The organism is Streptomyces sp. NPDC029159 (assembly GCF_055564055.1).
Genome location: NZ_JBVHWT010000001.1, coordinates 449954 through 470312 on the forward strand (window position 1 = coordinate 449954; position 20359 = coordinate 470312).

At 72.9% G+C, this 20359-nt stretch carries 19 protein-coding genes, 4 tRNA genes and 1 pseudogene; 16 read left to right on the forward strand and 8 right to left on the reverse strand.

Features of this window, described 5'->3' with window-relative positions:
* Positions 1 to 64 precede the first annotated feature (64 nt).
* Entirely contained in the window at positions 65 to 1231 is a 1167-nt protein-coding gene (locus ACZ4U4_RS02010) for a GlxA family transcriptional regulator (RefSeq protein WP_467868923.1), read from the reverse strand.
* Positions 1232 to 1630: 399 nt separating this feature from the next.
* Here ACZ4U4_RS02010 and ACZ4U4_RS02015 point away from each other — a divergent pair, with 399 nt between their 5' ends.
* Positions 1631 to 2425, forward strand: coding sequence for an NAD(P)H-dependent oxidoreductase (locus ACZ4U4_RS02015; RefSeq protein ID WP_467868924.1), 795 nt, complete (start codon positions 1631 to 1633; stop codon positions 2423 to 2425).
* Positions 2426 to 2500: 75 nt separating this feature from the next.
* Here ACZ4U4_RS02015 and ACZ4U4_RS02020 read toward each other — a convergent pair.
* Positions 2501 to 2574 (reverse strand) — tRNA-Met (locus ACZ4U4_RS02020).
* 178 nt (positions 2575 to 2752) lie between these two features.
* Between ACZ4U4_RS02020 and ACZ4U4_RS02025 the strand changes: the two genes are divergently transcribed.
* The 4 genes and pseudogenes from ACZ4U4_RS02025 to ACZ4U4_RS02040 all read left to right on the forward strand — a co-directional run bounded on the left by ACZ4U4_RS02025 (position 2753) and on the right by ACZ4U4_RS02040 (position 4584).
* Positions 2753 to 3166, forward strand: coding sequence for a hypothetical protein (locus tag ACZ4U4_RS02025; RefSeq protein WP_467868331.1), 414 nt, complete (start codon positions 2753 to 2755; stop codon positions 3164 to 3166).
* A gap of 166 nt (positions 3167 to 3332) precedes the next feature.
* Positions 3333 to 3746 carry a DUF6923 family protein gene (locus tag ACZ4U4_RS02030; RefSeq protein WP_467868332.1) on the forward strand — a complete coding sequence of 138 codons (414 nt, stop codon included), beginning with the start codon at positions 3333 to 3335 and terminating at the stop codon, positions 3744 to 3746.
* A pseudogene (locus ACZ4U4_RS02035) lies at positions 3743 to 3898 on the forward strand (DUF6923 family protein); the annotation flags it as partial. The gene ACZ4U4_RS02030 and the pseudogene ACZ4U4_RS02035, both read left to right, overlap by 4 nt.
* Before the next feature lie 32 nt (positions 3899 to 3930).
* Positions 3931 to 4584 (forward strand): DUF7507 domain-containing protein, encoded by a 654-nt coding sequence (locus ACZ4U4_RS02040; protein ID WP_467868334.1) that lies wholly within the window; start codon positions 3931 to 3933, stop codon positions 4582 to 4584.
* A gap of 116 nt (positions 4585 to 4700) precedes the next feature.
* Here ACZ4U4_RS02040 and ACZ4U4_RS02045 read toward each other — a convergent pair.
* The 3 genes from ACZ4U4_RS02045 to ACZ4U4_RS02055 all read right to left on the reverse strand — a co-directional run bounded on the left by ACZ4U4_RS02045 (position 4701) and on the right by ACZ4U4_RS02055 (position 5559).
* A tRNA-Arg gene (locus tag ACZ4U4_RS02045) sits at positions 4701 to 4773 on the reverse strand.
* Positions 4774 to 5075: 302 nt separating this feature from the next.
* Positions 5076 to 5148, reverse strand: a tRNA-Arg gene (locus tag ACZ4U4_RS02050).
* A gap of 320 nt (positions 5149 to 5468) precedes the next feature.
* A tRNA-Ser gene (locus ACZ4U4_RS02055) sits at positions 5469 to 5559 on the reverse strand.
* 236 nt (positions 5560 to 5795) lie between these two features.
* Between ACZ4U4_RS02055 and ACZ4U4_RS02060 the strand changes: the two genes are divergently transcribed.
* Positions 5796 to 6440 (forward strand): SSI family serine proteinase inhibitor, encoded by a 645-nt coding sequence (locus ACZ4U4_RS02060; protein WP_467868335.1) that lies wholly within the window; start codon positions 5796 to 5798, stop codon positions 6438 to 6440.
* A 204-nt stretch (positions 6441 to 6644) separates the two neighbouring features.
* Positions 6645 to 10496 carry a PAS domain-containing protein gene (locus ACZ4U4_RS02065; RefSeq protein WP_467868337.1) on the forward strand — a complete coding sequence of 1284 codons (3852 nt, stop codon included), beginning with the start codon at positions 6645 to 6647 and terminating at the stop codon, positions 10494 to 10496.
* 65 nt (positions 10497 to 10561) lie between these two features.
* On the opposite strand, the gene ACZ4U4_RS02070 is transcribed toward ACZ4U4_RS02065, so the two are convergent.
* Complete coding sequence (locus ACZ4U4_RS02070) at positions 10562 to 12208, reverse strand: long-chain fatty acid--CoA ligase (RefSeq protein ID WP_467868339.1); 1647 nt, start codon at positions 12206 to 12208, stop codon at positions 10562 to 10564.
* 182 nt (positions 12209 to 12390) lie between these two features.
* Positions 12391 to 13125 (reverse strand): S1 family peptidase, encoded by a 735-nt coding sequence (locus ACZ4U4_RS02075; RefSeq protein ID WP_467868340.1) that lies wholly within the window; start codon positions 13123 to 13125, stop codon positions 12391 to 12393.
* Between the two features lie 152 nt (positions 13126 to 13277).
* Here ACZ4U4_RS02075 and ACZ4U4_RS02080 point away from each other — a divergent pair, with 152 nt between their 5' ends.
* Positions 13278 to 13481 (forward strand): DUF1737 domain-containing protein, encoded by a 204-nt coding sequence (locus tag ACZ4U4_RS02080; protein WP_467868342.1) that lies wholly within the window; start codon positions 13278 to 13280, stop codon positions 13479 to 13481.
* A gap of 388 nt (positions 13482 to 13869) precedes the next feature.
* On the opposite strand, the gene ACZ4U4_RS02085 is transcribed toward ACZ4U4_RS02080, so the two are convergent.
* The gene (locus ACZ4U4_RS02085) at positions 13870 to 14493 is read right to left on the reverse strand and encodes a type III effector protein (RefSeq protein ID WP_467868343.1); all 624 of its coding nucleotides are present in this window, start codon (positions 14491 to 14493) and stop codon (positions 13870 to 13872) included.
* Positions 14494 to 14620: 127 nt separating this feature from the next.
* Between ACZ4U4_RS02085 and ACZ4U4_RS02090 the strand changes: the two genes are divergently transcribed.
* From ACZ4U4_RS02090 to ACZ4U4_RS02125, 8 genes are all read left to right on the forward strand, one after another.
* Entirely contained in the window at positions 14621 to 15052 is a 432-nt protein-coding gene (locus ACZ4U4_RS02090) for an Hsp20/alpha crystallin family protein (RefSeq protein WP_467868345.1), read from the forward strand.
* A 98-nt stretch (positions 15053 to 15150) separates the two neighbouring features.
* Positions 15151 to 15546 (forward strand): DUF2267 domain-containing protein, encoded by a 396-nt coding sequence (locus ACZ4U4_RS02095; protein WP_467868347.1) that lies wholly within the window; start codon positions 15151 to 15153, stop codon positions 15544 to 15546.
* Between the two features lie 71 nt (positions 15547 to 15617).
* Entirely contained in the window at positions 15618 to 16046 is a 429-nt protein-coding gene (locus tag ACZ4U4_RS02100) for a DUF2267 domain-containing protein (protein WP_467868348.1), read from the forward strand.
* Between the two features lie 147 nt (positions 16047 to 16193).
* Positions 16194 to 16907: a DJ-1/PfpI family protein gene (locus ACZ4U4_RS02105; RefSeq protein WP_467868350.1), complete on the forward strand. Its 714-nt coding sequence runs from the start codon at positions 16194 to 16196 to the stop codon at positions 16905 to 16907.
* Between the two features lie 64 nt (positions 16908 to 16971).
* Positions 16972 to 17415 carry a MarR family winged helix-turn-helix transcriptional regulator gene (locus ACZ4U4_RS02110; protein ID WP_467868352.1) on the forward strand — a complete coding sequence of 148 codons (444 nt, stop codon included), beginning with the start codon at positions 16972 to 16974 and terminating at the stop codon, positions 17413 to 17415.
* 187 nt (positions 17416 to 17602) lie between these two features.
* Positions 17603 to 18199: a TetR/AcrR family transcriptional regulator gene (locus ACZ4U4_RS02115; RefSeq protein ID WP_467868354.1), complete on the forward strand. Its 597-nt coding sequence runs from the start codon at positions 17603 to 17605 to the stop codon at positions 18197 to 18199.
* Between the two features lie 123 nt (positions 18200 to 18322).
* Complete coding sequence (locus ACZ4U4_RS02120) at positions 18323 to 19642, forward strand: MFS transporter (protein WP_467868355.1); 1320 nt, start codon at positions 18323 to 18325, stop codon at positions 19640 to 19642.
* 68 nt (positions 19643 to 19710) lie between these two features.
* Positions 19711 to 20286 (forward strand): YdeI/OmpD-associated family protein, encoded by a 576-nt coding sequence (locus tag ACZ4U4_RS02125; protein WP_467868357.1) that lies wholly within the window; start codon positions 19711 to 19713, stop codon positions 20284 to 20286.
* The last annotated feature ends 73 nt before the right edge of the window (positions 20287 to 20359 follow it).

The window sequence follows — 20359 nt, forward strand, 5'->3', positions numbered from 1 at the left end:
ACCACCCACTGACATCGCCCCGGCCCGCCGGCCCCGGCCCCGCACCGCCCAGGGGCGGGCGTCCTCACACCCCTCGGAACGTCCGCCGGTACTCCCTGGGCGAGACCCCCAACGCCGCCTGCACATGGGCCCGCAGCGACGCCGCCGTGCCGAACCCGGCGCGGGCGGCGATCCGTTCCACCGTCAGGTCCGTCTCCTCCAGCAGCTCACGGGCGCGTTCGACCCGTTGGCGGGTCAGCCAGTGGTGCGGCGAGACGCCCATCTCCTCCCGGAACCGCCGGGTGAACGTGCGGACGCTCATCGCCTCGCACTCCGCCAGCTCGCGCAGCGTCACGGGCCGGTCGAGGTGGTCCAGCGCCCAGGTACGGGCCGCCGCCGTCGACGAGACCCGCGGCGCCGGTACGGGCCGCCGGATGTACTGGGCCTGCCCGCCCTCCCGGTACGGCGGGACGACCGTCCGCCGCGCCACATCGCCCGCCACCGCGGCCCCGTGGTCGCATCTGACCATGTGGAGACAGAGGTCGATCCCCGACGCGACCCCGGCGGCGGTCAGCACCCCGCGGTCCTCCGTGTAGAGCACATCGGGCTCCAGCGCCACGCCGGGGAAGAGCCGCCGGAAGTCGTCCACCGACTTCCAGTGCGTCGTCGCCCGCCGCCCGTCCAGCAGCCCCGCCGCCGCCAACACGAAGGAACCCGTACAGATCGACGCCACCCGGGTCCCCGCCCGCATCCGCCGCAACGCCCGCGTCATCGCCGCCCGCTCCGCCTCCGCCGACCGCCCGGCCGTCCCCTTGGGCGCACCGGCCCCCGGGCCCGTACCCGGGGCTCCGTCCACCACCCCCGCGCGCTCCTGACCTGCGTCGACGGCGCCCGTCACCACGGAAGACACCCCCGGTGCACCCGCTTCCCCGACGGCGCACTCCACGCCCTCGCGCGCCGCCTCCGCACCGTCCGCGCAGCCCTCGCCCGGCACCGTCCCACGGCCCCCGCCGCCGTCCGCGTAGTCCGCCGCGGACGCCGGGACGACCACGGTGTCCGCCTCCGCCAGCGCCTCCGGCCCGTGGGCGACGTTCACGGTGAAGTCGGCGTCCGTCCGGACCTCCCCGGGCACCGGCGCGCAGGTCACCACCTCGTAGAGCGGCTCTCCCGCCGCCGACCGCGCCTCCCCGAAGATCCGGTGGACGATGCCGACCTCGATGGGCAGCATCCCGTCCCGTACCAACACCGCCACCCGGTGCCGCGCCCCGCCGCCGACGAAAGCCCGCGCCCCGCCCGTCACACTCACCACAACCGCCGCCTCTCCGCCGTACGCACCGTTCCGGGGCCGCCGCCCCCTGGCGCCGACCTCGGAACACCTGCCACGAACTCCAACCCCGAACCCCCGCACGCCCATCCCACCGCGCTCCACCCTGTGCGCCGGGCCCCGTACGCCCCCGGCGCACACCACCCACCGCACGCCCCGCCACCTGCCTCAGCAGCCCTGGCCCGATCCTCACGCATCACGACCATCCGGCCACTCGTCCCCCGGGGCGGCCGCCCCGACAGTTGCCCCATGGCCACAAATCCCACCACCGGCACCACCAGCCCCACCGCCGCAGCAGCCGCACCCCGGCCGCCGACGCACCGCCCCCTGAAGGTCCTCTGGGTCTCCGCCCACCCCGACGCCCGCTCCCTGAACGCCTCCCTCCAGGCGGACGGGCTGCGCGCCCTCGCTGCGTACGGCCATGAGCACCGCCTCTCCGACCTGCACGCCATGCAGTGGAACCCGGTCGTCGACGCGGCCGACTACGCCCACGACCCGGCCGACCGCCTCCACGTCGGCACAGCCTCCGAACGTGCCCACCGCAACGGCACGTTGAGCCCCGACATCCGCGCCGAACAGGAGAAAGTCGACTGGGCGGACACGCTGATCGTGCAGTTCCCGCTGTGGTGGTACGGGATGCCGGCGCAGCTCAAGGGCTGGTTCGACCGGGTCTTCGTCAAGGGCTTCGCCTTCGGCCTCGACGACCCGGCCACCGGCCGCCCGCTCCGCTACGGCGACGGCCCGCTGACCGGCAAACGCGCCATGGTCGTCGTCACCGCGGGGGCCCGCACCGCCACCCTCGGGCCGCGCGGCGTCAACGGAGACCTCAACGATCTCCTCTTCCCCCTCCAGCACGGCACCTTCTGGTACACCGGCATGACCGTCCTCCCGCCGCTGCTCGTCCCCGGCGCGGACCGCCTCACCCCGGACACGTACGCCACCGCCGCCGACCGGCTCCGCGAACGCCTCCGCACCCTCGCCACCACGCCGCCCCTCGCCTTCCGGCACCAGAACTCCGGCGACTACGACGACGAGCTGCTCCTCCGCCCCGATCTGGCGGCCCCACGCCATCTCGGCCCCGCGGCCCACTACACGACCCCACCGGCACCGCTCGCCCCATGAGCCGCCGCGGGCACGTACCGCATACAGAAAAAGCCGTAGGCCCGGTGGACGAATCCACCGGGCCTACGGCGTCAGTAGCGGGGACAGGATTTGAACCTGCGACCTCTGGGTTATGAGCCCAGCGAGCTACCGAGCTGCTCCACCCCGCGTCGGTGAACAGAACACTACGCGAACTCGGCACCAATGCCTAATCCTTTCCCCACCAGACCCCCGAGCACCTCTTCCACCCTCCGGCCCGAGGACCACAAGCCCCCGATCCCCGGCCCCACGAGCCCCGACAGGAACTCGCTGAAGCTCCCGTCCAGCGCCCCTACCCACAGGAGTCCCATGCCTCCGCACAGTCACACCGCCCCCGCCCCCCACTACGTCCGCTTCCAGGGCGCCACCCGTAACGACCACGGCTACTTCCCCGGCGTCTTCGCCCTCGTCAACGGTCTCGCCCGCCAGGGCCTGCTCACCCCGGCCGAGGAACGCTTCCGCCGCGCCTCCAACGACTGGTACGACACCCACTTCACCAACCCCGCCCACGTCGACCCCACCGTCTACGACCGCGCCCGCCACCCCGGCGCCGCCGCCTGGTTCAAGTCCACGTCCCCGCACCTGATCACCCGCGTCGACGGCTACCTCGCCATCCTCCGCACCCACCGCATCCCCTGCCACCGCCTCCACTCCCACTCCCCCGGCCACGTCATCTACGAGGACCCGGACCAGGTAGTGGTGGTGCCGCGGCAGCTTCCCTGAGGGCGAGGTGTGGCGACCGATCATCACTCTCGGGTGAACCTTTCGCCATGCCCGGGAATGCGTGGACGAAAGCGCGGAAAGGGCCGCCCCACGGGCACGAAAAAGGCGCAGTTTCCCGGCCCTCCACCCCACCCGGGAAAGGAAGTCCGCGGGTGGCGACCCAACGATGGCGCAACAGGCACAAGCCGCCCCCGGGGACCCTTTCCCCGAGGGGCCCGGACTGGTCTTCGTGGCCCAGGGCCCGGCGCCCGGCCAGCCGACCACCCTGTACGAGGCGGTCCAGGGCACCGGTCAGATCCACTTCTCCAACATCCAGACCGCCCCCACCGCCGCCGTCGGCTACAACGCCATGGGCTTCCACACCCTGGACCGCTACCTCTACGCGATCAACAACAACGACGCCCTGGTCCGGATCGGGCAGGGCAGCGCGGTCACCAACCTCGGCCAGGCCGGCCTGCCGTCCAATACCGGCACCGTCAGCTACAACCAGGGCACCTTCGGCGAAGGCGCCACCGCGCCGACATCCTCTACGTCCGCCGCTCCACCACCGACAACAACCTCTACGCGGTCAACGTCGTGACCCGTACGACGACGCACATCACCCTCGCGTCCAACGTGCCGAACCTCTCCGACATCGTCTGGAAGGACGGCTACCTCTGGGGCGTGTACGGCGAGGGCCATCAGCTCTACCGCATCGACCCGAACACCGGTGCCGTCCTGTCGGTGCCCCTCACCGGGCTCCCCGCCAACCCGTACGGGGCCCAGTGGGTCTACGGCAACGGCAACATGTCACCGAGGTCGACGCCGCGGTCGGGCAGGTGCGCAACACCGCCGTGGCCCGCGGTGCGTCCGACGGCACCGCGGTGGAGTCCCCGCCGGCCAGCGCCCAGATCGACATCGTGGCCAGCCGGCCCGGTCTGGCGCTCCGCAAGACCGTCGACACCTCGCACCCGTACCGCGTCGGCGACGCCGTCACCTACACGTACACCGTCACCAACACCGGCAACACCACCCTCAACGGCGTCACCGTCACCGACAACCGCGTCACCGACGTGACCTGCCGCATCACCACGCTGGCGCCGGACGAGAGCACCACCTGCACCGGCACCTACACCGTCACCCGGGAGGACGCGAAGCGCGGCACGATCACCAACACCGCGGTGGCCACCGCCGACCACGGCTCCGTCCGCTCCGATCCGGCCGAGGCGACCGTCAAGGTCACGGAGAAGCCGTGCAAGGGCAAGGACTGCCACAAGCCCTGCAAGGGCAAGCACTGCGACCGTCCGTGCCACGGCAAGCACTGCGACAAGCGCTGCGACGGCAAGCACGGGACAGGCACTGCGACAAGCCGTGCGAGGGGAGGCGCTGCGAGCAGGAGTGAGGCACCCGGCGTGGTCGTGAGGCCCCCACGGGGCTGATCGCCACGCCGCATGACAGGGCGCCCGCCGGTGGCCGGCGGGCGCCCTCGTCATGCGGCCGGTGGACCGAACGCCGAAGGCCCCGTCGATCTCTCGACGGGGCCTTCGACCTGCTGTGCGCTCGGCAGGATTCGAACCTGCAACCTTCTGATCCGTAGTCAGATGCTCTATCCGTTAAGCTACGAGCGCTCGACTTCCCGGCGATCTTCCTACCGGTCGGCGTGCGGGAACCACCTTACATGAACCACGGCGCGCCGCCCTTTCCGCACCTCTCGGAGCTGCGGAAAGACTCACCGAAGCTTCCCGGAGCCCCGGAAGATCCTCGAAGCGGGAATCCGCGCCCGCTCGACGGCCCGGCACCGACCGCCGCACTGCCCTCGCTCTCCGCCACCGGAAACAATGACGGCACCGCGACCGGCATCCCGACAGTGCGCGCCCCATACGAACGCCGGAGGCCCCGTCGATCTCTCGACGGGGCCTCCGGCTTGCTGTGCGCTCGGCAGGATTCGAACCTGCAACCTTCTGATCCGTAGTCAGATGCTCTATCCGTTAAGCTACGAGCGCTCGGCTTTCCGGCAGCTTTTCTTGCCGGTCGGCGTTGCGTGGACAACATTACATGAACCGCGCCGGGACACGAAATCCATTGCCCATACCGCGCCTGAGCTGCGGAAACGACCCCTGGACGGCGCGGCGGGGCCCGGCTCGCGACACTCCCGCGAAAGCGGTGAGGACCGGCGCGGGGGAAACGCCATCGCGGCGTACTTCCCCGATCTACGGCCGCGAGCCCCGCAAGGCCCGATTCCCGGCTCCCGCGCCTCTTCCCCTGTACGCAAAAACGCCTCCGGGCCCTTTCCCACTGGGGGAAGGGGCCCGGAGGTCGGACGCGGAGGCGGAGGGATTTGAACCCTCGATGGGGGGTAAGCCCCAAACCGCATTAGCAGTGCGGCGCCATAGACCGGACTAGGCGACGCCTCCACACGCACCGGCGCGTGAGCGCCGTGGCGTGACCAGATGATGGCACAGCTCAGGGTGCTGTCACCAATCGCCCCCCACGGTACCGGGCGGGTGAGTCGTCGGGCAAAGACGTTCCTGCAGCGAAACGTCGGGGTGCCGGGCGCGTTAGTGGGGGTGGGGCCGGGTGCGGCGTGGCCGCGGGGTGCCCCGGTGGGTGCGTGCCGCGCGCCCGTTCCGCTCTCGCGTCTGGAGCCCTGATGCCGTATCTCGGGAAGTCCCTGCTGACCGTCGTCGCCCCGGTGGTGGCCGCCGCGGCCGCGCTGGCGCTGGCCGCGCCCGCCGCCTCGGGTGCGCCGATCCCGCTGCCGCTGCCCGGGGAGCGCGCCGCGGCGCCGAACCCCACCGGTCCGGCCGGCGTCCTCGACCGTACGGGGCTACGGCCGCCCACCGGGCACCGTCACCTCCGGGGCGTCTCGGGGCTGCCGGGTCCCGTCACGCGTACGGACGGCGGGGGCGGCGAGGGCACGGACGGCTCGGACGACACGGAGCGCGGGGCGGGGCGGTTGCGGCCGGCGGATCATCTGACGGTGACGGTGACGCGGTCCGGGGCGGCGGGGGTCGACGGGCGGTACGAGCTGTTCTGCCATCCGAACGGCGGGAACCACTTCGACGCGGCGGGGGCGTGCAAGCGGCTGGACCGGATGACGCGGTGGGGGCAGGACACCTTCGCGGCCGTTCCGCAGGCGGCGAAGTGCACGATGATGTACGGCGGTCCGATCACCGCGCGGGTCTCCGGCTACTGGGCCGGGCGGCCGGTGGACGCCACCTTCCGGCGGACCAACGGCTGTGAGATCGCCCGCTGGGACCGGTTCGAGCCGCTGCTCCCGACGACCGGTTCATGACGCGATGCCCGAGCCCTTTCGTGGCGGAGTGGGCGGTCAGGTCAGGACGCGGGGCACATGTCGGGCGTGCGGCGAGTCGCGCACGGCCCTGACGGCACCTCCCCCTCATCCGCCTCGGCGCCCACGGGAACTGCCCGTAGACTCCTGTCCAGCGGCCCGCCCAGCCGGGCCGGCACTGTGCGGTAACAGGGAGGAAGCGTCGTCGTGAGCAGCAGGCCATCCCGAGGCGCTGCTCGCCTCGCAGCCATACTGGACGCCCTTCCTGACGCCTTGTTGCTCGTCAACTGCAACGGCACGGTCGTCAACGCCAACACCATCGCCCTGGAGACGTTCGAGGCGCCCGGCACCGCCCTGGTGGGGCGCGGACTGCTCGATCTCCTGCCGTCGTTCGACTCCAAGCGGATCCCCGGCTCGATGCGGCGGCACGACACCGAGACCGAGGGCGGGCGGACGAAGCCGACCCGGATGGTGGCGCGCCGGACCGACGGCACCGAGCTGCTCGTCGAGGTGACCAGCGCCAACCTGGAGGACGGCCGTACCCCGTACGAGTCGGCCTTCGAGGCGGCGTACGCGGATCACCGCAACGGCTACACCGGCAACGAGCTGCTGATGCTGGTGGTGCGGGATCTGACGGGGACGGTGGACACCGAGACGGAGCTGGCGCGTCAGCAGCGGCAGACCGAGATGATCCTGCGGGCCGCGGCCGAGGGCGTCGTGGGCGTGGACGCGGACGGCAAGGTCGTTCTCGTCAATCCGTCGGCGGCGCAGATTCTCGGCTACCGGGCGAGCGAGCTGGGCGGCAAGGAGCTGCATCCGCTGATGCATCACTCCCGGGCGGACGGTTCGCCGTTGCCGTGGGAGGAGACGCCGCTGGCGGACACCCTGCGGTCCGGGCGCAAGCACCGGGTGCGCGGGCAGGCGCTGTGGGCGAAGGACGGCAAGTCGGTCTCGGTCGATCTGACGACGGCTCCGGTGCGCGACGGGGATCAGCTGGTCGGCGCGGTGATGACGTTCACCGACCGGCGGCCGTACGACGCGCTGGCGGCGCGCCACACGCAGTTGCTCGCGGTGCTGGAGCAGGCGCTGCGCGGGCCGTTGGAGGAGCTGACCGGGGAGCTGCGGACGCTGGCGTCCGACCCGGCGGGGCAGCTGTGGCCGGAGGCCAACCAGATCCTGCACCATCTCGCGGCCGGGCACGCGCGGATGACGACGCTGGTCGACAACGTTCTCAGCTATCAGCGGCTGGACGCCGGGGCGGAGAAGCTGCGGCGCAAGAAGGTGAAGCTGGACGGCGTCGTGGCGGCCGGTGTGGAGGGTGCGATCGATCTGATCGGGCCGGGCCGGGCGCAGTTCGCGGTGCACGCGCCGCCGATCGAGGCGGCGGTCGACGCGGAGCGGGTGGCGCAGGCGCTGTCGCATCTGATCGCGGATGTGGCGGGCGTCGACTCGACGGGCCGGATGCCGTCCGCGGAGGCGGCGGCCCAGGGCGCCCGCGGCCCGGTGTCCCAGGATTCGACGATCGTGGTGGCCGCGGCGCGGCGCGGCGATGTCGTCCGTATCGAGGTGCGCGGTCCGTACGCCGGTGGCGATCCGGTGCACGCGCCGATCGCGCGGGGCATCGTGCGGCAGCACGGCGGGGTGATGCAGACCCACAAGGTGCCGGGCGGCCAGGGCGCCGGCGGCAGTGCGTGGGTGCTGGAGCTGCCGGTGGCGGCGGACGGCACGGTGCCCGCGGGCGGCAGCCGGGTGCCGGAGGCGCAGGGTGACGGGACGACGGTGATGCCGGTCCCGACGCAGCGGGCGCGCGGTACGGAGCAGTCCGGTACGGACGGTTCGGGTCCCGGCGGTTCGGACGGTGCCGGGCGTGCGCTCGGTGACGGCGAGGCGGCGGACGGCGGTTCCGGTGGGTCCGGGGCCGGGCGGCCGGGCGGCGGTGCGGAGGCGAGTGACGGTTCCGGGCGGCGGCGGGCGCCGCAGCCGGACGGTGCGCCGGCGCTGCCCGGTGGTGCGGGGACGGGCGCGGCGCAGCTGACGCCGGTCGGGCATCCGGGGCAGCCGCAGCAGGCGCCGCCGCAGGGCATCGCGCAGCAGGGTTCCGGGCGGCGGGCGCGGCGGGCGCTGGCGGAGGCGCCGGAGCGCGCCGGTCAGCAGCAGGCACAGGGCGGTGCGCGGTCGCCGTTCGCGCTGCCGCCGGCGGCGGCCGATCAGGCGCCGGGTTCCGCCGGGGCTGCGGGTTCGGCGCTGCCGGCGCTGCCCGCGGTGGCCGGGCAGGCGCCCGCGCAGGGCGAGGGGACCGGGCGGCGCCGGGCGCGGCGTCCGGTGGCGAACGGTCCGGCGCACCCCGCGGAGGCCCCGGCGGGTCCGCCCGGGCTGGAGCCGGCGGTCAACCCCGGGGTGCCGCAGGGCGAGTGGCAGGACGAGCCGACCGGCCGGCGGCGGGCCCGGCGGGCCGCGGCCGAGGAGCGGGCGGCGGCGGCGATGGCCGATTCCGAGACGTCCGGGATGTTCGTGGCGGGTCCCGAGGGGCTGGTGGCGCAGTCCGGCGAGGAGGCCGAGGGCGCCGCGGCGCCGGGCGCGCCGGAGCAGCAGCAGGCCCGCCCGGGCGGTAAGCACGGGCAGCACGGCCGTCCCGAGGAGTCCGGACCGCAGCAGGCCCGCCCGGATGTGCCGCAGCAGCGCCCGGCCCACGGCGGGCCCGTACCGCCGCAGGGCACGGGCCCCGTACCGCCGCAGGGTGCTGGTCAGCCGGTGCCGCCGCAGGGGCAGCCCGTGCCGCCGCAGGGTGCGCCGGTGCCGCCGACCGAGCCGACGCGGGCGGCGCACGGCAGCGCGCCCGGGGCCGTGCCGGCCGACGGGGAGGCGCCCGCGCCGACCGGTCGGCGGCGGGGGCGGCCCAGTCCCGCCGAGGCCGAGGCGGAGCAGCGGCCGGAGGAGGACGGCGCTCCCGGTCCGGGGCAGTCGCACGGCCGGGCGTTCAGCGTCCGCACGCTCGGGCAGGGCGTGCCGTTCGCGCAGCAGCTCGCCGATCCGCAGGCCCAGGGTCAGCCCGCCGGGGGCACGCCGCCCGGCGGTACCCCGGCCGCCGGTTCCGGTCGGCGCCGTAAGCTCGCCGCGCCGCAGGAGGGCGCGCGCGGGGAGGCGGGCGCCGGGCGTCGGCAGGGTGCGCCGTCCGGGCAGGGCGCGCCGCAGCCGCATCTGCTGGACGCGAGCGAGGGCCGGGCGTTCGCGGTCTCCGCGCCGGACGAGGGCAGCGAGGGGCCGGAGCCGCTGGACGGGCCGAACGGCGCCGTGGAGGTGCTCGGTCCGCAGCAGCCGCCGATGGACGACGAGTTGCCGCCGGAGCCGCTGGACAATCCGCGGCGGCTGCTGGTCTGGCCGGCGCCGGACGTCTCCACGCAGCAGGCGCTCAGCGACCGCGGCTACCGCCCGGTGATCGTCAACTCCCGCGAGGAGGTCGACGCGCAGATCGCGGCGTACCCGGCGGCGCTCTTCGTCGACCCGCTGACCGGGCCGATCACCCGTACCGCGCTGCAGTCGCTGCGTCAGGCGGCGGGTGCCGCCGAGGTTCCGGTGCTGGTCACGGCCGGGCTGGGGCAGGCGACGCGGGAGGCGGCGTACGGCGCGGATCCGGCGGTGCTGCTGAAGGCGCTGGCGCCGCGGGACAGCGAGCAGCATCCGCCGCGGGTGCTGCTGATCGAGCAGAACGACGCCGTCGCCGGGGCGCTGACCGCCTCGCTGGAGCGGCGCGGGATGCAGGTGGCGCGGGCCGCGGCGGACAGTGACGCGGTCACGGTGGCGCATCAGGTGCGGCCGAATCTGGTGGTGATGGACCTGATGCAGGTGCGTCGCCGCCGGGCCGGGATCGTCGACTGGCTGCGGTCGAACGGTCTGCTCGACCACACCCCGCTGGTCGTCTACACCTCCGTCGACCTCGACCCGGCGCAGCTGCCGAGCCTCGCCAAGGGCGAGACGGTGCTGTTCCTCGCCGAGCGTTCGACCAGCGCCGAGGTGCAGGCCCGGATCGTCGACCTGCTGGCGAAGATCGGGACGAACTAGTCCGTACGCGCCGGAGCCCCCGCGGGTGAGATCCCTGCGGGGGCTCCGGTGTGTCGGTGTGCGGCTCAGCCCAGGTGGGTGACGTCCAGCTCGCCGTCGGCGTACCGCCGGCGCAGCAGCTTCTTGTCGAACTTGCCGACGCTGGTCTTCGGGACGGACGCGATGCGCGCCCAGCGCTCGGGCAGCTGCCAGCGGGCGATGCGCTCGGCGAGGAACGCCTTCAGCTCGTCGTGGCCGGTGGCGGCTCCGTCGTTGAGGACGACGGTGGCGAGCGGGCGTTCGCCCCACTTGTCGTCCGGTACGGCGATCACGGCGGCTTCCGTGACGTCCGGGTGGGCCATGAGGTGGTTCTCCAGCTCCAGGGAGGAGATCCACTCGCCGCCGGACTTGATGACGTCCTTGGCGCGGTCGGTGAGGGTGAGGAAGCCGTCGGGGGTGATGGTGCCGACGTCGCCGGTGCGCAGCCAGCCGTCGGGGCTGAACTTGTCGTCGGGGCGCTGCGGGGCGCCGTCCGCGCCACCGTAGTAGGCGCCGGCGATCCACGGGCCGCGGACCTCCAGCTCACCGGCGGACGTGCCGTCCCAGGGCAGCCGCGTGCCGTCCGGGCCGATCAGCCGGGCCTCGACGGAGGCGGGGAAGCGGCCCTGGGTGCTGCGGTAGCGCCACTCCTCGTCGCCGGTGACGCCGGCGGGCGGGTGGGCGACGGTGCCGAGCGGGGAGGTCTCGGTCATGCCCCAGGCGTGGACGACGCGGATGCCGTGCCGCTCCTCGAAGCCGCGCATCAGGGCGGGCGGGCAGGCGGAGCCGCCGATGATGACGGTGCGCAGACAGGCCACATCCCGCCCGTGGGCGTCGAGTTCGGCGAGGAGGCCCTGCCAGATGGTGGGGACGGCGGCGCCGATGGTGGGCCGCAGCGTCGCGATCATCTCGGCGAGCGGCGCGGGCTGGAGGAAGCGGTCCGGCATCAGCAGCGACGACCCGGCCATGAACGCGGCGTGCGGCATGCCCCAGGCGTTGACGTGGAACATCGGGACGACGGGAAGTGCCAGGTCACCGGCGCCGAGCGCGAAGGCTTCGGCGGTGTTGACCTGGAGGCAGTGCAGGTAGAGCGAACGGTGGCTGTAGAGGACGCCCTTGGGGTCGCCGGTGGTGCCGGAGGTGTAGCAGAGGATGGCGGCCTCGCGCTCGTCCAGCTCGGGCCAGTCGTAGCGCTCCGGGTGCCCGGCGAGCAGCTCCTCGTAGTCGTGGACGGTGGGGCGGACGCCGTCCAGGACGCTGCGGTCGCCGGGGCCGGTGACGACGAGGTGTTCCAGGAGCGGCAGTTGGGGCAGCAGGGGCGCGAGGAGCGGCAGCAGGCTGCCGTTGACGAGCAGGACGCGGTCCTCGGCGTGGTGCGCGATCCAGGTCAACTGCTCCGGGGCGAGCCGGAGGTTGAGGGTGTGCAGCACCGCGCCCATGGAGGGGACAGCGAGGTACGCCTCCAGGTGTTCGGCGTTGTTCCAAAGAAGCGTTGCGACCCGGTCCTCGCGTTCGACGCCGAGGCCCCGCAGCGCATGGGCGAGTTGCGCGGCCCGCGCGCCGACCTCGGCGAAGCTCCGACGGTGCGGCTCACCGCCGGTCCAGGTGATGACCTGCGACGATCCGTGGACGGTCGAACCGTGCTCCAGGATCCGCGAGACCGTGAGCGGTACGTCCTGCATCGTGCTGAACACCGGGTGCCTCCGCGTGGTACGGGCGCTGCTGCGGGCGCTTGTTACGGGCGAGTAGTGACGCTGGCTGCGATTCTCGGTGCGTACCCGGTGGTATGTCACGCGCTCGGGGGTGTTCTTCCGGGCACATGGCCTGATGAGAAGGGGTGCGGTGGCCTGACGCCCCGCGGTCGTGCCCTTCCCCGCTACTTCCCGATGACCGAGCGGATCCATGTCAGCTGCCCGGCGACGTCGCCCGCCCCGGCGATCCGCTCCCGGTCGGAGGTGTCGAAGACTCCTAGGAGGGTTTCGGTGCCGTTCGGGGCGATGCTCATCACCGGGCCGCCGGAGTCGCCGCCGGCGGGCACCCCGGTCACCTTCGCCATGCAGAAGTCGGAGCCGCCCGGCGCGCTGAACCCGTCGCACCGGGGGTCGTCCGGCCGGACGACGCGCAGGTCCGACTGTTTGAGCAGCGGGGACTGGCAGGCGTTCTCGTCCCCGGTGCAGGTGGCGCCCCACCCGTACTGGCGGACGAGTTGGCCCGGCGCGACCGGCTTCGTGGCCAACCGGGCCGTGGGGATCTTCATCGGCGGGACCTTGACCAGCATCATGTCCGCCGCCGCGGCGCCCTGCCGCGCGCCGGGAACCGGGCGGACGGTGGTGCCCTTGCGCATGTCGAGGCTGCCGACCCGGAACGTGATCCGCCGGTCGGCGATCGGCCGCGCCTGCTCGTAGAAGCAGTGCGAGGCGCTGATGATCCACTCCGGGGCGACCGCGGTCCCCGTGCACTCCGGTTTCCCGTCGACGAGCATCCGCACCGCCCATGGCCCGTACGTGCTCTCCGTCCCGCCGATGACGGCGGCGGCCGGGGAGGCCGCCAGCACCGTCCCCGTCATCAGCAGCGCGGCGGTCAACAGCATTGCGCGTACGCGGCGCACCATCCGGATCAGCTCCTCCGACGGGGAAACGGGCCGTACGGAGGGGGAGAGGGCACGGCGGGCCGGGGCGTTCCCGTAACGGCTCGGAGGCGCCGGGTTCTGGACACGTCGGCCCACCGGATCGGTGGTCGGGTCCGTCTGGAATCCTTCCCCTCATGAGCACACCCCCGGACGGACTGCCCGTCTACCGCGTCCTGACCGGCCCGGACGACGCCGCGTTCTGCCGCCGCGTGAGCGAAGCGCTCGCCCTCGGCTACGCGCTGCACGAGGGCCCGGCGGTCACCTTCAACGGGGAGCGCGTCATCGTCGCCCAGGCGGTGGTCTGGGCGGCGGAGGGGCAGGCGGAGGGCCAGCCGTAGGGCTGTTCGCGCCGCTTCATGGAAGGGTGCGCGATTCATCAGGAAGGGTTCCTGAAGGCGGCACCTACCCGTCGCACGGGCATTCTCGGTGCGGTGACCGATGACCAGTGACCGGTGGACGGAACGGCCGAACCTTCCTCCACCGTCACCGCGACCTCCTCGCCCGGATCCACGCGCAGGCCGCCGAACCCGCCACCGCCCCCGGCGGTCACGGACCCGCCGTCAGCCGGGCCTCACTCACAGCCGGCCTCGCGTCCGCCACATCCACCACCTCGGCCTTGCCGGCTCGCCGCCGCCCCACGCCTGCACCAGGGGCAGGTGCAGGTAAGAGGTGGGCAACGTGACAGCCCAAGAGATCCCGTGGCATGCCTTGCGGCAACGGGTGGGGTCAGGGGGGTGTGAGGGTGTCGAGCCGGGCGGCGAGGTCGGGGTGGCCGGCGGCCAGGTAGGGGCGGGTGGCGGTCAGGGGGGTGACGAGGTCGGCGGGATCGTCGTGAGCGAGGGCCGCGTGGAGCTCGTCGAGGGGGCGGCGGGCGGCTGCGGGCAGGTCGGTGAGGGCGGTGATCTGGCCGGCGAGGCGGCGCAGATCGGCGGCGTTGGCGCGGGCCCAGGTGCCGGTGGTGCGCCTCGCGGCCCGGGCCTGGCGGGTGGCCGTCACACGCTGCTCGCCGGTGGTCCCGGCGGGTCCGGGGCGGCCGCGCAGATATCGGCGTTCGGCGGCCTGGCGGCTGGCGACGCCGAGAGGGGAGGCGAGGTCGGCCCAGCTGGCGCCCGCGTCGCGGGCGGTTTCGATCAGTCCGGTCTCCCATCCGGCGAGCTGCTCACGCACCTGCCGCAGCAGCATCAGGGAGGCCAGCGCCTGCTCGGGACCGGGGCCGACGGTGTCGGGGGTCTCGTGCTGGGCATCGCGCAGGGCGTCGTCTATGGCGGCGAGGGCCGCCGCGGCGGCGAGAAAGGACGCCGGACTGTGGGCGTCGGTGCTGGTGGTGGACGGCTGGTCTGTTGCGGTCACGGGCACCTCCCTAGATCGTCATCAGGTCGACGACATCGTGTTTGTCATCCATTGGATGACATGTTACAACGGTGTCAGTGCAGCGCATTGGCAGCAACTGCCGACAACCCGCTGGAGGTGTTTCACGATGTTGATGCGCACTGACCCCTTCCGTGAGCTGGACCGGCTGGCGCAGCAGCTGGTGGGCCCGGGCACCTGGTCCAAGCCGTCGGCGATGCCGATGGACGCCTACCGCGAGGGCGACGACTACGTGGTGGCCTTCGACCTGCCCGGCGTCACCGCGGACGCGATCGACATCGACGTCGAGCGGAACATGCTCACCGTCAAGGCCGAGCGGCGGCCGGTGGCGAAGGCCGACGACGTGCAGATGGAACTGTCCGAGCGGCCGCTGGGCGCCTTCTCCCGCCAGATCGTGCTCGCCGACACCCTCGACACCGAGCACATCAAGGCCGACTACGACGCGGGCGTGCTCACCCTGCGCATCCCGATCGCCGAGCGCGCCAAGCCCCGCAAGATCTCCATCGACGTCGGCTCCGGCCACAAGGAGATCTCCGGCTGACACCGGCCGGACAGGTGCGGAGGTCGGGCACCTGACCGCCCCCCCTCTCCCGCCCTCCGCACCCCCGTGGACAGTCTGAAGCGGAAGGGGCAGCCGAGATGACGCTGCGACACGAAGCATTCCTCGACCGCGTGACCGAGCGCGGCGAGTACGGCACTCCGGAGGAAGCCGAACGTGCGGCCCGGGTGGTCCTCGCCCTGCTCGGCGCCCACCTGGTCGGCGAAGTCCGCGCCCAGCTCGCCGCACGACTGCCGGACCGCTTCGCCCTGATCCTGCTCAACCCGCTGCAGAGCGCCGAGCCACTGTCTCCGGAGCGGTTCATCCGCGCGACCGCCGCCTGGATCGAGGGCGCCACCGAGCAGACCGCGACCTGGGACGTCAGCGCCGTGCTGTCCACCGTCGCCGACACGGCCGGCGAGGACCTGATGGGGCAGATCCTGCTCCAGCTCCCCGTCGGCTACGACCTCCTCTTCGGTCGCCCCCAGCCCACCTGACCACCACCGGGGGTGCCGCACCCGGCACCCCCATGGCTCCATGAAAGGCATACACCGCAGTGATCTCCGACATGCGCGTACCGCTTGAGCAGCAGCCGTACTCGACGGCGTACGAGCAGATGCTGGAGAAGGTCCGCTACGAGGGCGCCTACCCCACCCGCGAGCGGGCCGACGAAGCCGTCCGCCTGGTCCTCGCCGGATTGGGACGCCGGCTGACCGGCGACGAACGCGTCGACCTGGCCGCGCGCCTGCCCCTGGAGGCCGCACGCGTGCTGACCGCACAGATCCCCGACACCCGACCGCTCACCGGCTGGGCCTTCGTCAAGGACCTCGCCGCCCGCTCCGGCGCCTCCCTGGCCACCACCCGCTGGGACACCGGCTCCGTTTTCGCCGCCGTCACGGCCCACGCCGGCCCCGACCTGATCACCCGCATCCTCCACCAGCTCCCCACCGGCTACGCCCTGCTCTTCGGCCGAGCCGAACTCGCCCCGGCCGCCTAGACGGCGATACCCGGGGCAGCTCGCGGCTGGCGGCGCGCGGCTTCCCGTTCGGCTTCTCGTTCTTCGTGAGCGGCTTCCTTAATGCGTACTTACAGCCCAGCTTGTAGCTTGGCTGCAAGTTGGGTCGACGCGAGGAGAAGAAGGAACATGACCGATGAACTGCGCAAGCTCGACATCGCGATCCTGGTGTGTCCCGGGTACCTGCCGGTCGATGTCATCGGGTTCCACACGCTGCTGGGCTTCCAGCCGGAGGTGAATGTGCATCTCGTCTGGAAGGACCTGGACGAGATCGAGGGCTTCCCCCGCTTCCCCACGCGGGCGACCACCACCTTCGAGGAGTGCCCGGCCGATCTCGACGTCCTGCTCGTGGGCGCGGTGCCCGCCGAGATGTGCGAGGACGCCGAGACGCTGGAGTTCCTCGCCGACCGCGGCAGCCGCGCGAAGTGGGTCGCGGGGGTCTGCCTGGGCAGCGTGCTGCTGGGCGCGGCCGGGCTGCTGCGCGGGTACCGGGCCACCACCAACTTCCACGCGTACGACCTGCTGCCGTCCTACGGGGCGACCCTGGTGCCGACCAACCGCGTCGTGGAGGACCGCAACCGCATCACCGCGGGGCCGGCGACCGGCGGCATCGAGATCGCGCTGCGGCTGATCGAGGAGTTCCGGGGCACCGAGGCCGCGCGCATGTCCGAACTGAACTGGGAGTACGCCCCGGAGCCCCGGTTCGGTGTCGGTACGCCGGAGCTGGCCGGGCCCGAGATGGCCGGGGCCTCGCTCAGGGCGTTCGGCGAGGAGAACGTCGCCTTCCGGGAGATCTCCGAGCGGGCGGCCGAGCGGCTCGGGGTCGTGGTGCCGCCGGCCTGAGCGGCGGCCTGGGACACTGAACACCGGGGGCTCGGGAGCGTAGAGCCCCGGTAGGGAGTCTCAGGTGAGCAAGGCGCCGGAGGGTGCACCGTCGACCGTCATTTGGATGATCGCCGCCGGTCGGCGTCTGCAGGAGCAGATGGAGGAGCGGCTCGTCGGCATCGGCCTGTCGGTGCGGCTGTTCAGCGCGCTCGGGCATCTCTCGCGCGACGCCGACCTGTCGTACAGCGATCTGGCCCGCCGCGCGGGCGTCACCAGTCAGAGCATGCGCGCCACCGTTCTCCTTCTGGAGGAGAAGGGAGCGGTGGAACGCAACGTTCAGGGGCAGGGGCACCGCGCACGGCTGGAGCTGACCGACAAGGGGCACGCACTGCTCGACAGGGCCCGGGCCCTCGTGGCGGAACTGGACGCGGAGCTTCTGGCGGATGCGGACGAGAACCTCAAGGGGGCACTGGAAGAGGCGTGCCGGCGCGCCCTGGGGGACTCGTTCCCGGGGCGGCCGCGGTAGCGGGGGCGCGCCGGGAGCGGGGCCGTATCCGTACGCCCTCGCAGCCGGAGCGGGGGCGCGCCGGGGGCGGTCAGCTGCCGAGGGTTGCCCCGTAAACCCCGGGGGCGCGCGGGATCACCGGACAGTCCATGGATGAGACAGGGCCGAGTTTTAGATCGCTCGGTTCAATATCTGCTACGTTGCCTCCATGGCACGACCGAGGACCTTCGACGAGGAACGTGCCCTGGCGGGCGCCATGCGCGTGTTCTGGGAGAAGGGGTACGAGGCCACTTCGACCCAGGACCTGTGTGAGGCGACCGGGCTGGGGCGCAGCAGCATCTACAACACCTTCGCCAGCAAGCACGCCTTGTTCGTCCGCGCGCTGGAGAGCTATCTCCGGGCCGCGACGGACAATCAGGCAGCCATCCTGAAGGATGCGGACCGGCCACCCCTGGATCGGCTGCGGAACCTGTTCTCCGTGATCGTCGACGGGGAGGAGGCCAACCGCCGCGAGCGGATGGGCATCGGCTGCCTGGGGGTCAACAGCAGCGTCGAACTGGCGCCGTGCGACGCGGAGGTCGCCGGGCTGCTCCAGCGTGATCTGGAGGAGCGGCTGGGGGGCCTCCAGGACGTCATCGCCGCCGGCCAGCACGCCGGGGAGATCTCCCGGGCGCGCTCCGCGCGCGCATGCGCCCTGTTCGTCAACGCGACCATCGGGGGCATGCGCATCTCGGCCCAGAACGGCCTCGACCGCGCCGCCCTGGAGAGCATCGCGGACCTCGCCCTGGAGGCGCTCGCCGGCTGACATCCCGCCGCGCCGACCGCGCGGTGTCCCCGCGTACTCATGTGTGCTCACGCACGCCCACGTTTCGTACTGATCTGTCCAAAACTCCTCAGCCACCCTTCCAGCAAAGGATGTGACCCACCCGTGCCACGCGCCGTCTATGTGCTGGCCCTCGGCATCTTCGCCATGGTGACCAGCGAGTTCGTCGTCGCCGGTCTCATGCCGCAGATGGCCGACGGGCTCGGTGTGACGATCGCTCAGATCGGCTATCTCATCACCGCGTTCGCCGTCGCCATGTGCGTCGGCGGGCCCTTCCTGGCCGTCGCGCTGAGGAAGCTGCGGCCCAAACCGGCCCTGTTGATCCTCTTCGCCGTCTTCCTCGTCGGCAATGTCCTGGCGGCGACGGCCACCACCTACGCTGTGATGCTGGCCGCCCGCGTCATCAGCGGCACCGCCTCCCAGGCGTTCTTCGGCGTCGCGGTCTCCGTGGGCTCCGCCCTCAGCCGGGAGGAGGAGCGCGGCCGGGCCGTCGGGGTGGTGCTGAACGGCCTCATGCTCGGCACCCTCCTCGGGCTGCCCCTCGCCACCTTCATCGGCGGCAATCTGGGCTGGCGCGCCGCCTTCTGGGCCATCTCGGCCCTCACCGCCCTCGCCGCCGTGGCCACCGGCTTCGGCATCTCCCGGATCGACCGGCTCGGCGGCACCGGCGGCCTCCGCGACGAGGCCCGGGTGTTCCGTCGGCCGCGGCTGTGGCTGGCGCTCGTCACCAGCACCTTCGTCATCGGCGCCACCTTCTCCGCCTTCAGCTACCTCAACCCGATCCTCACCCGGGTCAGCGGCTTCGACGAGGGCACCGTCCCCGTGCTGCTCATCGTCTACGGCGCCGCCACCGTCATCGGCAACACCGTCGTCGGCCGCCTCGCCGACCGGCACACCGTCGGCGTGCAGGTGGCCGGCCTCGCGCTCAACACGCTGTTCCTCATCGGCTTCGCGCTCTTCGCCCAGGTGAGCGGCGCCGCGGTCGTCCTCATGACGGGTATCGGTCTGGTCGGCGTGACGATGAACCCGGCCATGTCGGCCCGCGTCCAACGCATCGGAAACACCGGCACGTTGGTCAACACCATCCACTCCTCCTTCATCACGCTCGGCGTCATCATCGCGTCGTCCGTGGGCGGCGCCTTCCTGGACCGCTTCGGCCTACGCGCCCCCCTCTGGCTCGGCGCCGCCCTCGCCGCCCTCGGCCTGCTGAGCCTGCTGCCCGAACGGAGCCGACGAGGACGCGCTCGCCCGGCGGCGGCGCACCCCGCGCCACCGGAGCCCGCCGGTCCGGCCTCGTCCGCGTCCTCGTCCGCGCCGGTCACGCCGTTCCCGCACCCTCCGCTCGCGGCTCCTCCGCGATCTCCAGACGCTCCCGGCGGATGCGCTCCCGCCCCCACTCCCCCAGGGGCGCCGGCGCCGCGTTGAGGGCGGCGCCCGACCCGGTGAAGGAGTACTCGCGGCGGGCGCCCGGCCGGCTGTGGTTCGCTGCGGGGATGACTCAGGAACGGGAGATCGTCGTCTTCGCCTCCACCGAGGAGTTCGAGGCATGGGTCGCCGAGCACCACGCGGTCTCGCCCGGCATCTGGCTCAAGCTGCGGAAGAAGTGCCCCGGCATCGTCGCGCTGGACTACGCGCAGGCGCTCGACGTGGCGCTCTGCTACGGCTGGATCGACGGGCAGAAGGCCAGGTTCGACGACGAGTGGTGGCTCCAGCGGTTCACCCCGCGCACACCGCGCAGCAAGTGGTCCAAGGTGAACCGGAACAAGGTCGCCGCCCTGGTCGAGCAGGGCCGGATGCGTCCGCCGGGACAGGCCGAGGTCGACCGCGCGAAGGCGGACGGCCGCTGGGAGGCGGCGTACGACAGTGCGCGGACCGCCACGGTGCCGGACGATCTCGCCCACGCCCTGGCCGCCGACCCGGCCGCGGCGGCGTTCTTCGGGACGCTGGACCGGCAGAGCCGCTACGCGATCCTGTACCGGATCCAGGACGCCAAGCGGGCCGAGACCCGCGCGCGCCGGATCGCGACGTACGTGGCGATGCTGGCGAGAGGGGAGAAGCCGCGCCCGTAGCCGCGGGGCGGTCCGGGGCCCGTGGCGGGTGGCCCTGGGGTGGCCCCGCGCCCGGTCGGTACGATTCCGGCCG

Excerpts from the sequence above, each read along its gene's own strand:
- ACZ4U4_RS02105 (WP_467868350.1), top strand. The coding sequence starts at position 16,194 with ATGACCGATGAACTGCGCAAGCTCGACATCGCGATCCTGGTGTGTCCC.
- ACZ4U4_RS02100 (WP_467868348.1), top strand. The coding sequence starts at position 15,618 with ATGCGCGTACCGCTTGAGCAGCAGCCGTACTCGACGGCGTACGAGCAG.
- ACZ4U4_RS02125 (WP_467868357.1), top strand. The coding sequence starts at position 19,711 with ATGACTCAGGAACGGGAGATCGTCGTCTTCGCCTCCACCGAGGAGTTC.
- ACZ4U4_RS02075 (WP_467868340.1), bottom strand. The coding sequence starts at position 13,125 with ATGGTGCGCCGCGTACGCGCAATGCTGTTGACCGCCGCGCTGCTGATG.
- ACZ4U4_RS02090 (WP_467868345.1), top strand. The coding sequence starts at position 14,621 with ATGTTGATGCGCACTGACCCCTTCCGTGAGCTGGACCGGCTGGCGCAG.
- ACZ4U4_RS02030 (WP_467868332.1), top strand. The coding sequence starts at position 3,333 with ATGGCGCAACAGGCACAAGCCGCCCCCGGGGACCCTTTCCCCGAGGGG.
- ACZ4U4_RS02025 (WP_467868331.1), top strand. The coding sequence starts at position 2,753 with ATGCCTCCGCACAGTCACACCGCCCCCGCCCCCCACTACGTCCGCTTC.
- ACZ4U4_RS02095 (WP_467868347.1), top strand. The coding sequence starts at position 15,151 with ATGACGCTGCGACACGAAGCATTCCTCGACCGCGTGACCGAGCGCGGC.
- ACZ4U4_RS02060 (WP_467868335.1), top strand. The coding sequence starts at position 5,796 with ATGCCGTATCTCGGGAAGTCCCTGCTGACCGTCGTCGCCCCGGTGGTG.
- ACZ4U4_RS02080 (WP_467868342.1), top strand. The coding sequence starts at position 13,278 with ATGAGCACACCCCCGGACGGACTGCCCGTCTACCGCGTCCTGACCGGC.
- ACZ4U4_RS02115 (WP_467868354.1), top strand. The coding sequence starts at position 17,603 with ATGGCACGACCGAGGACCTTCGACGAGGAACGTGCCCTGGCGGGCGCC.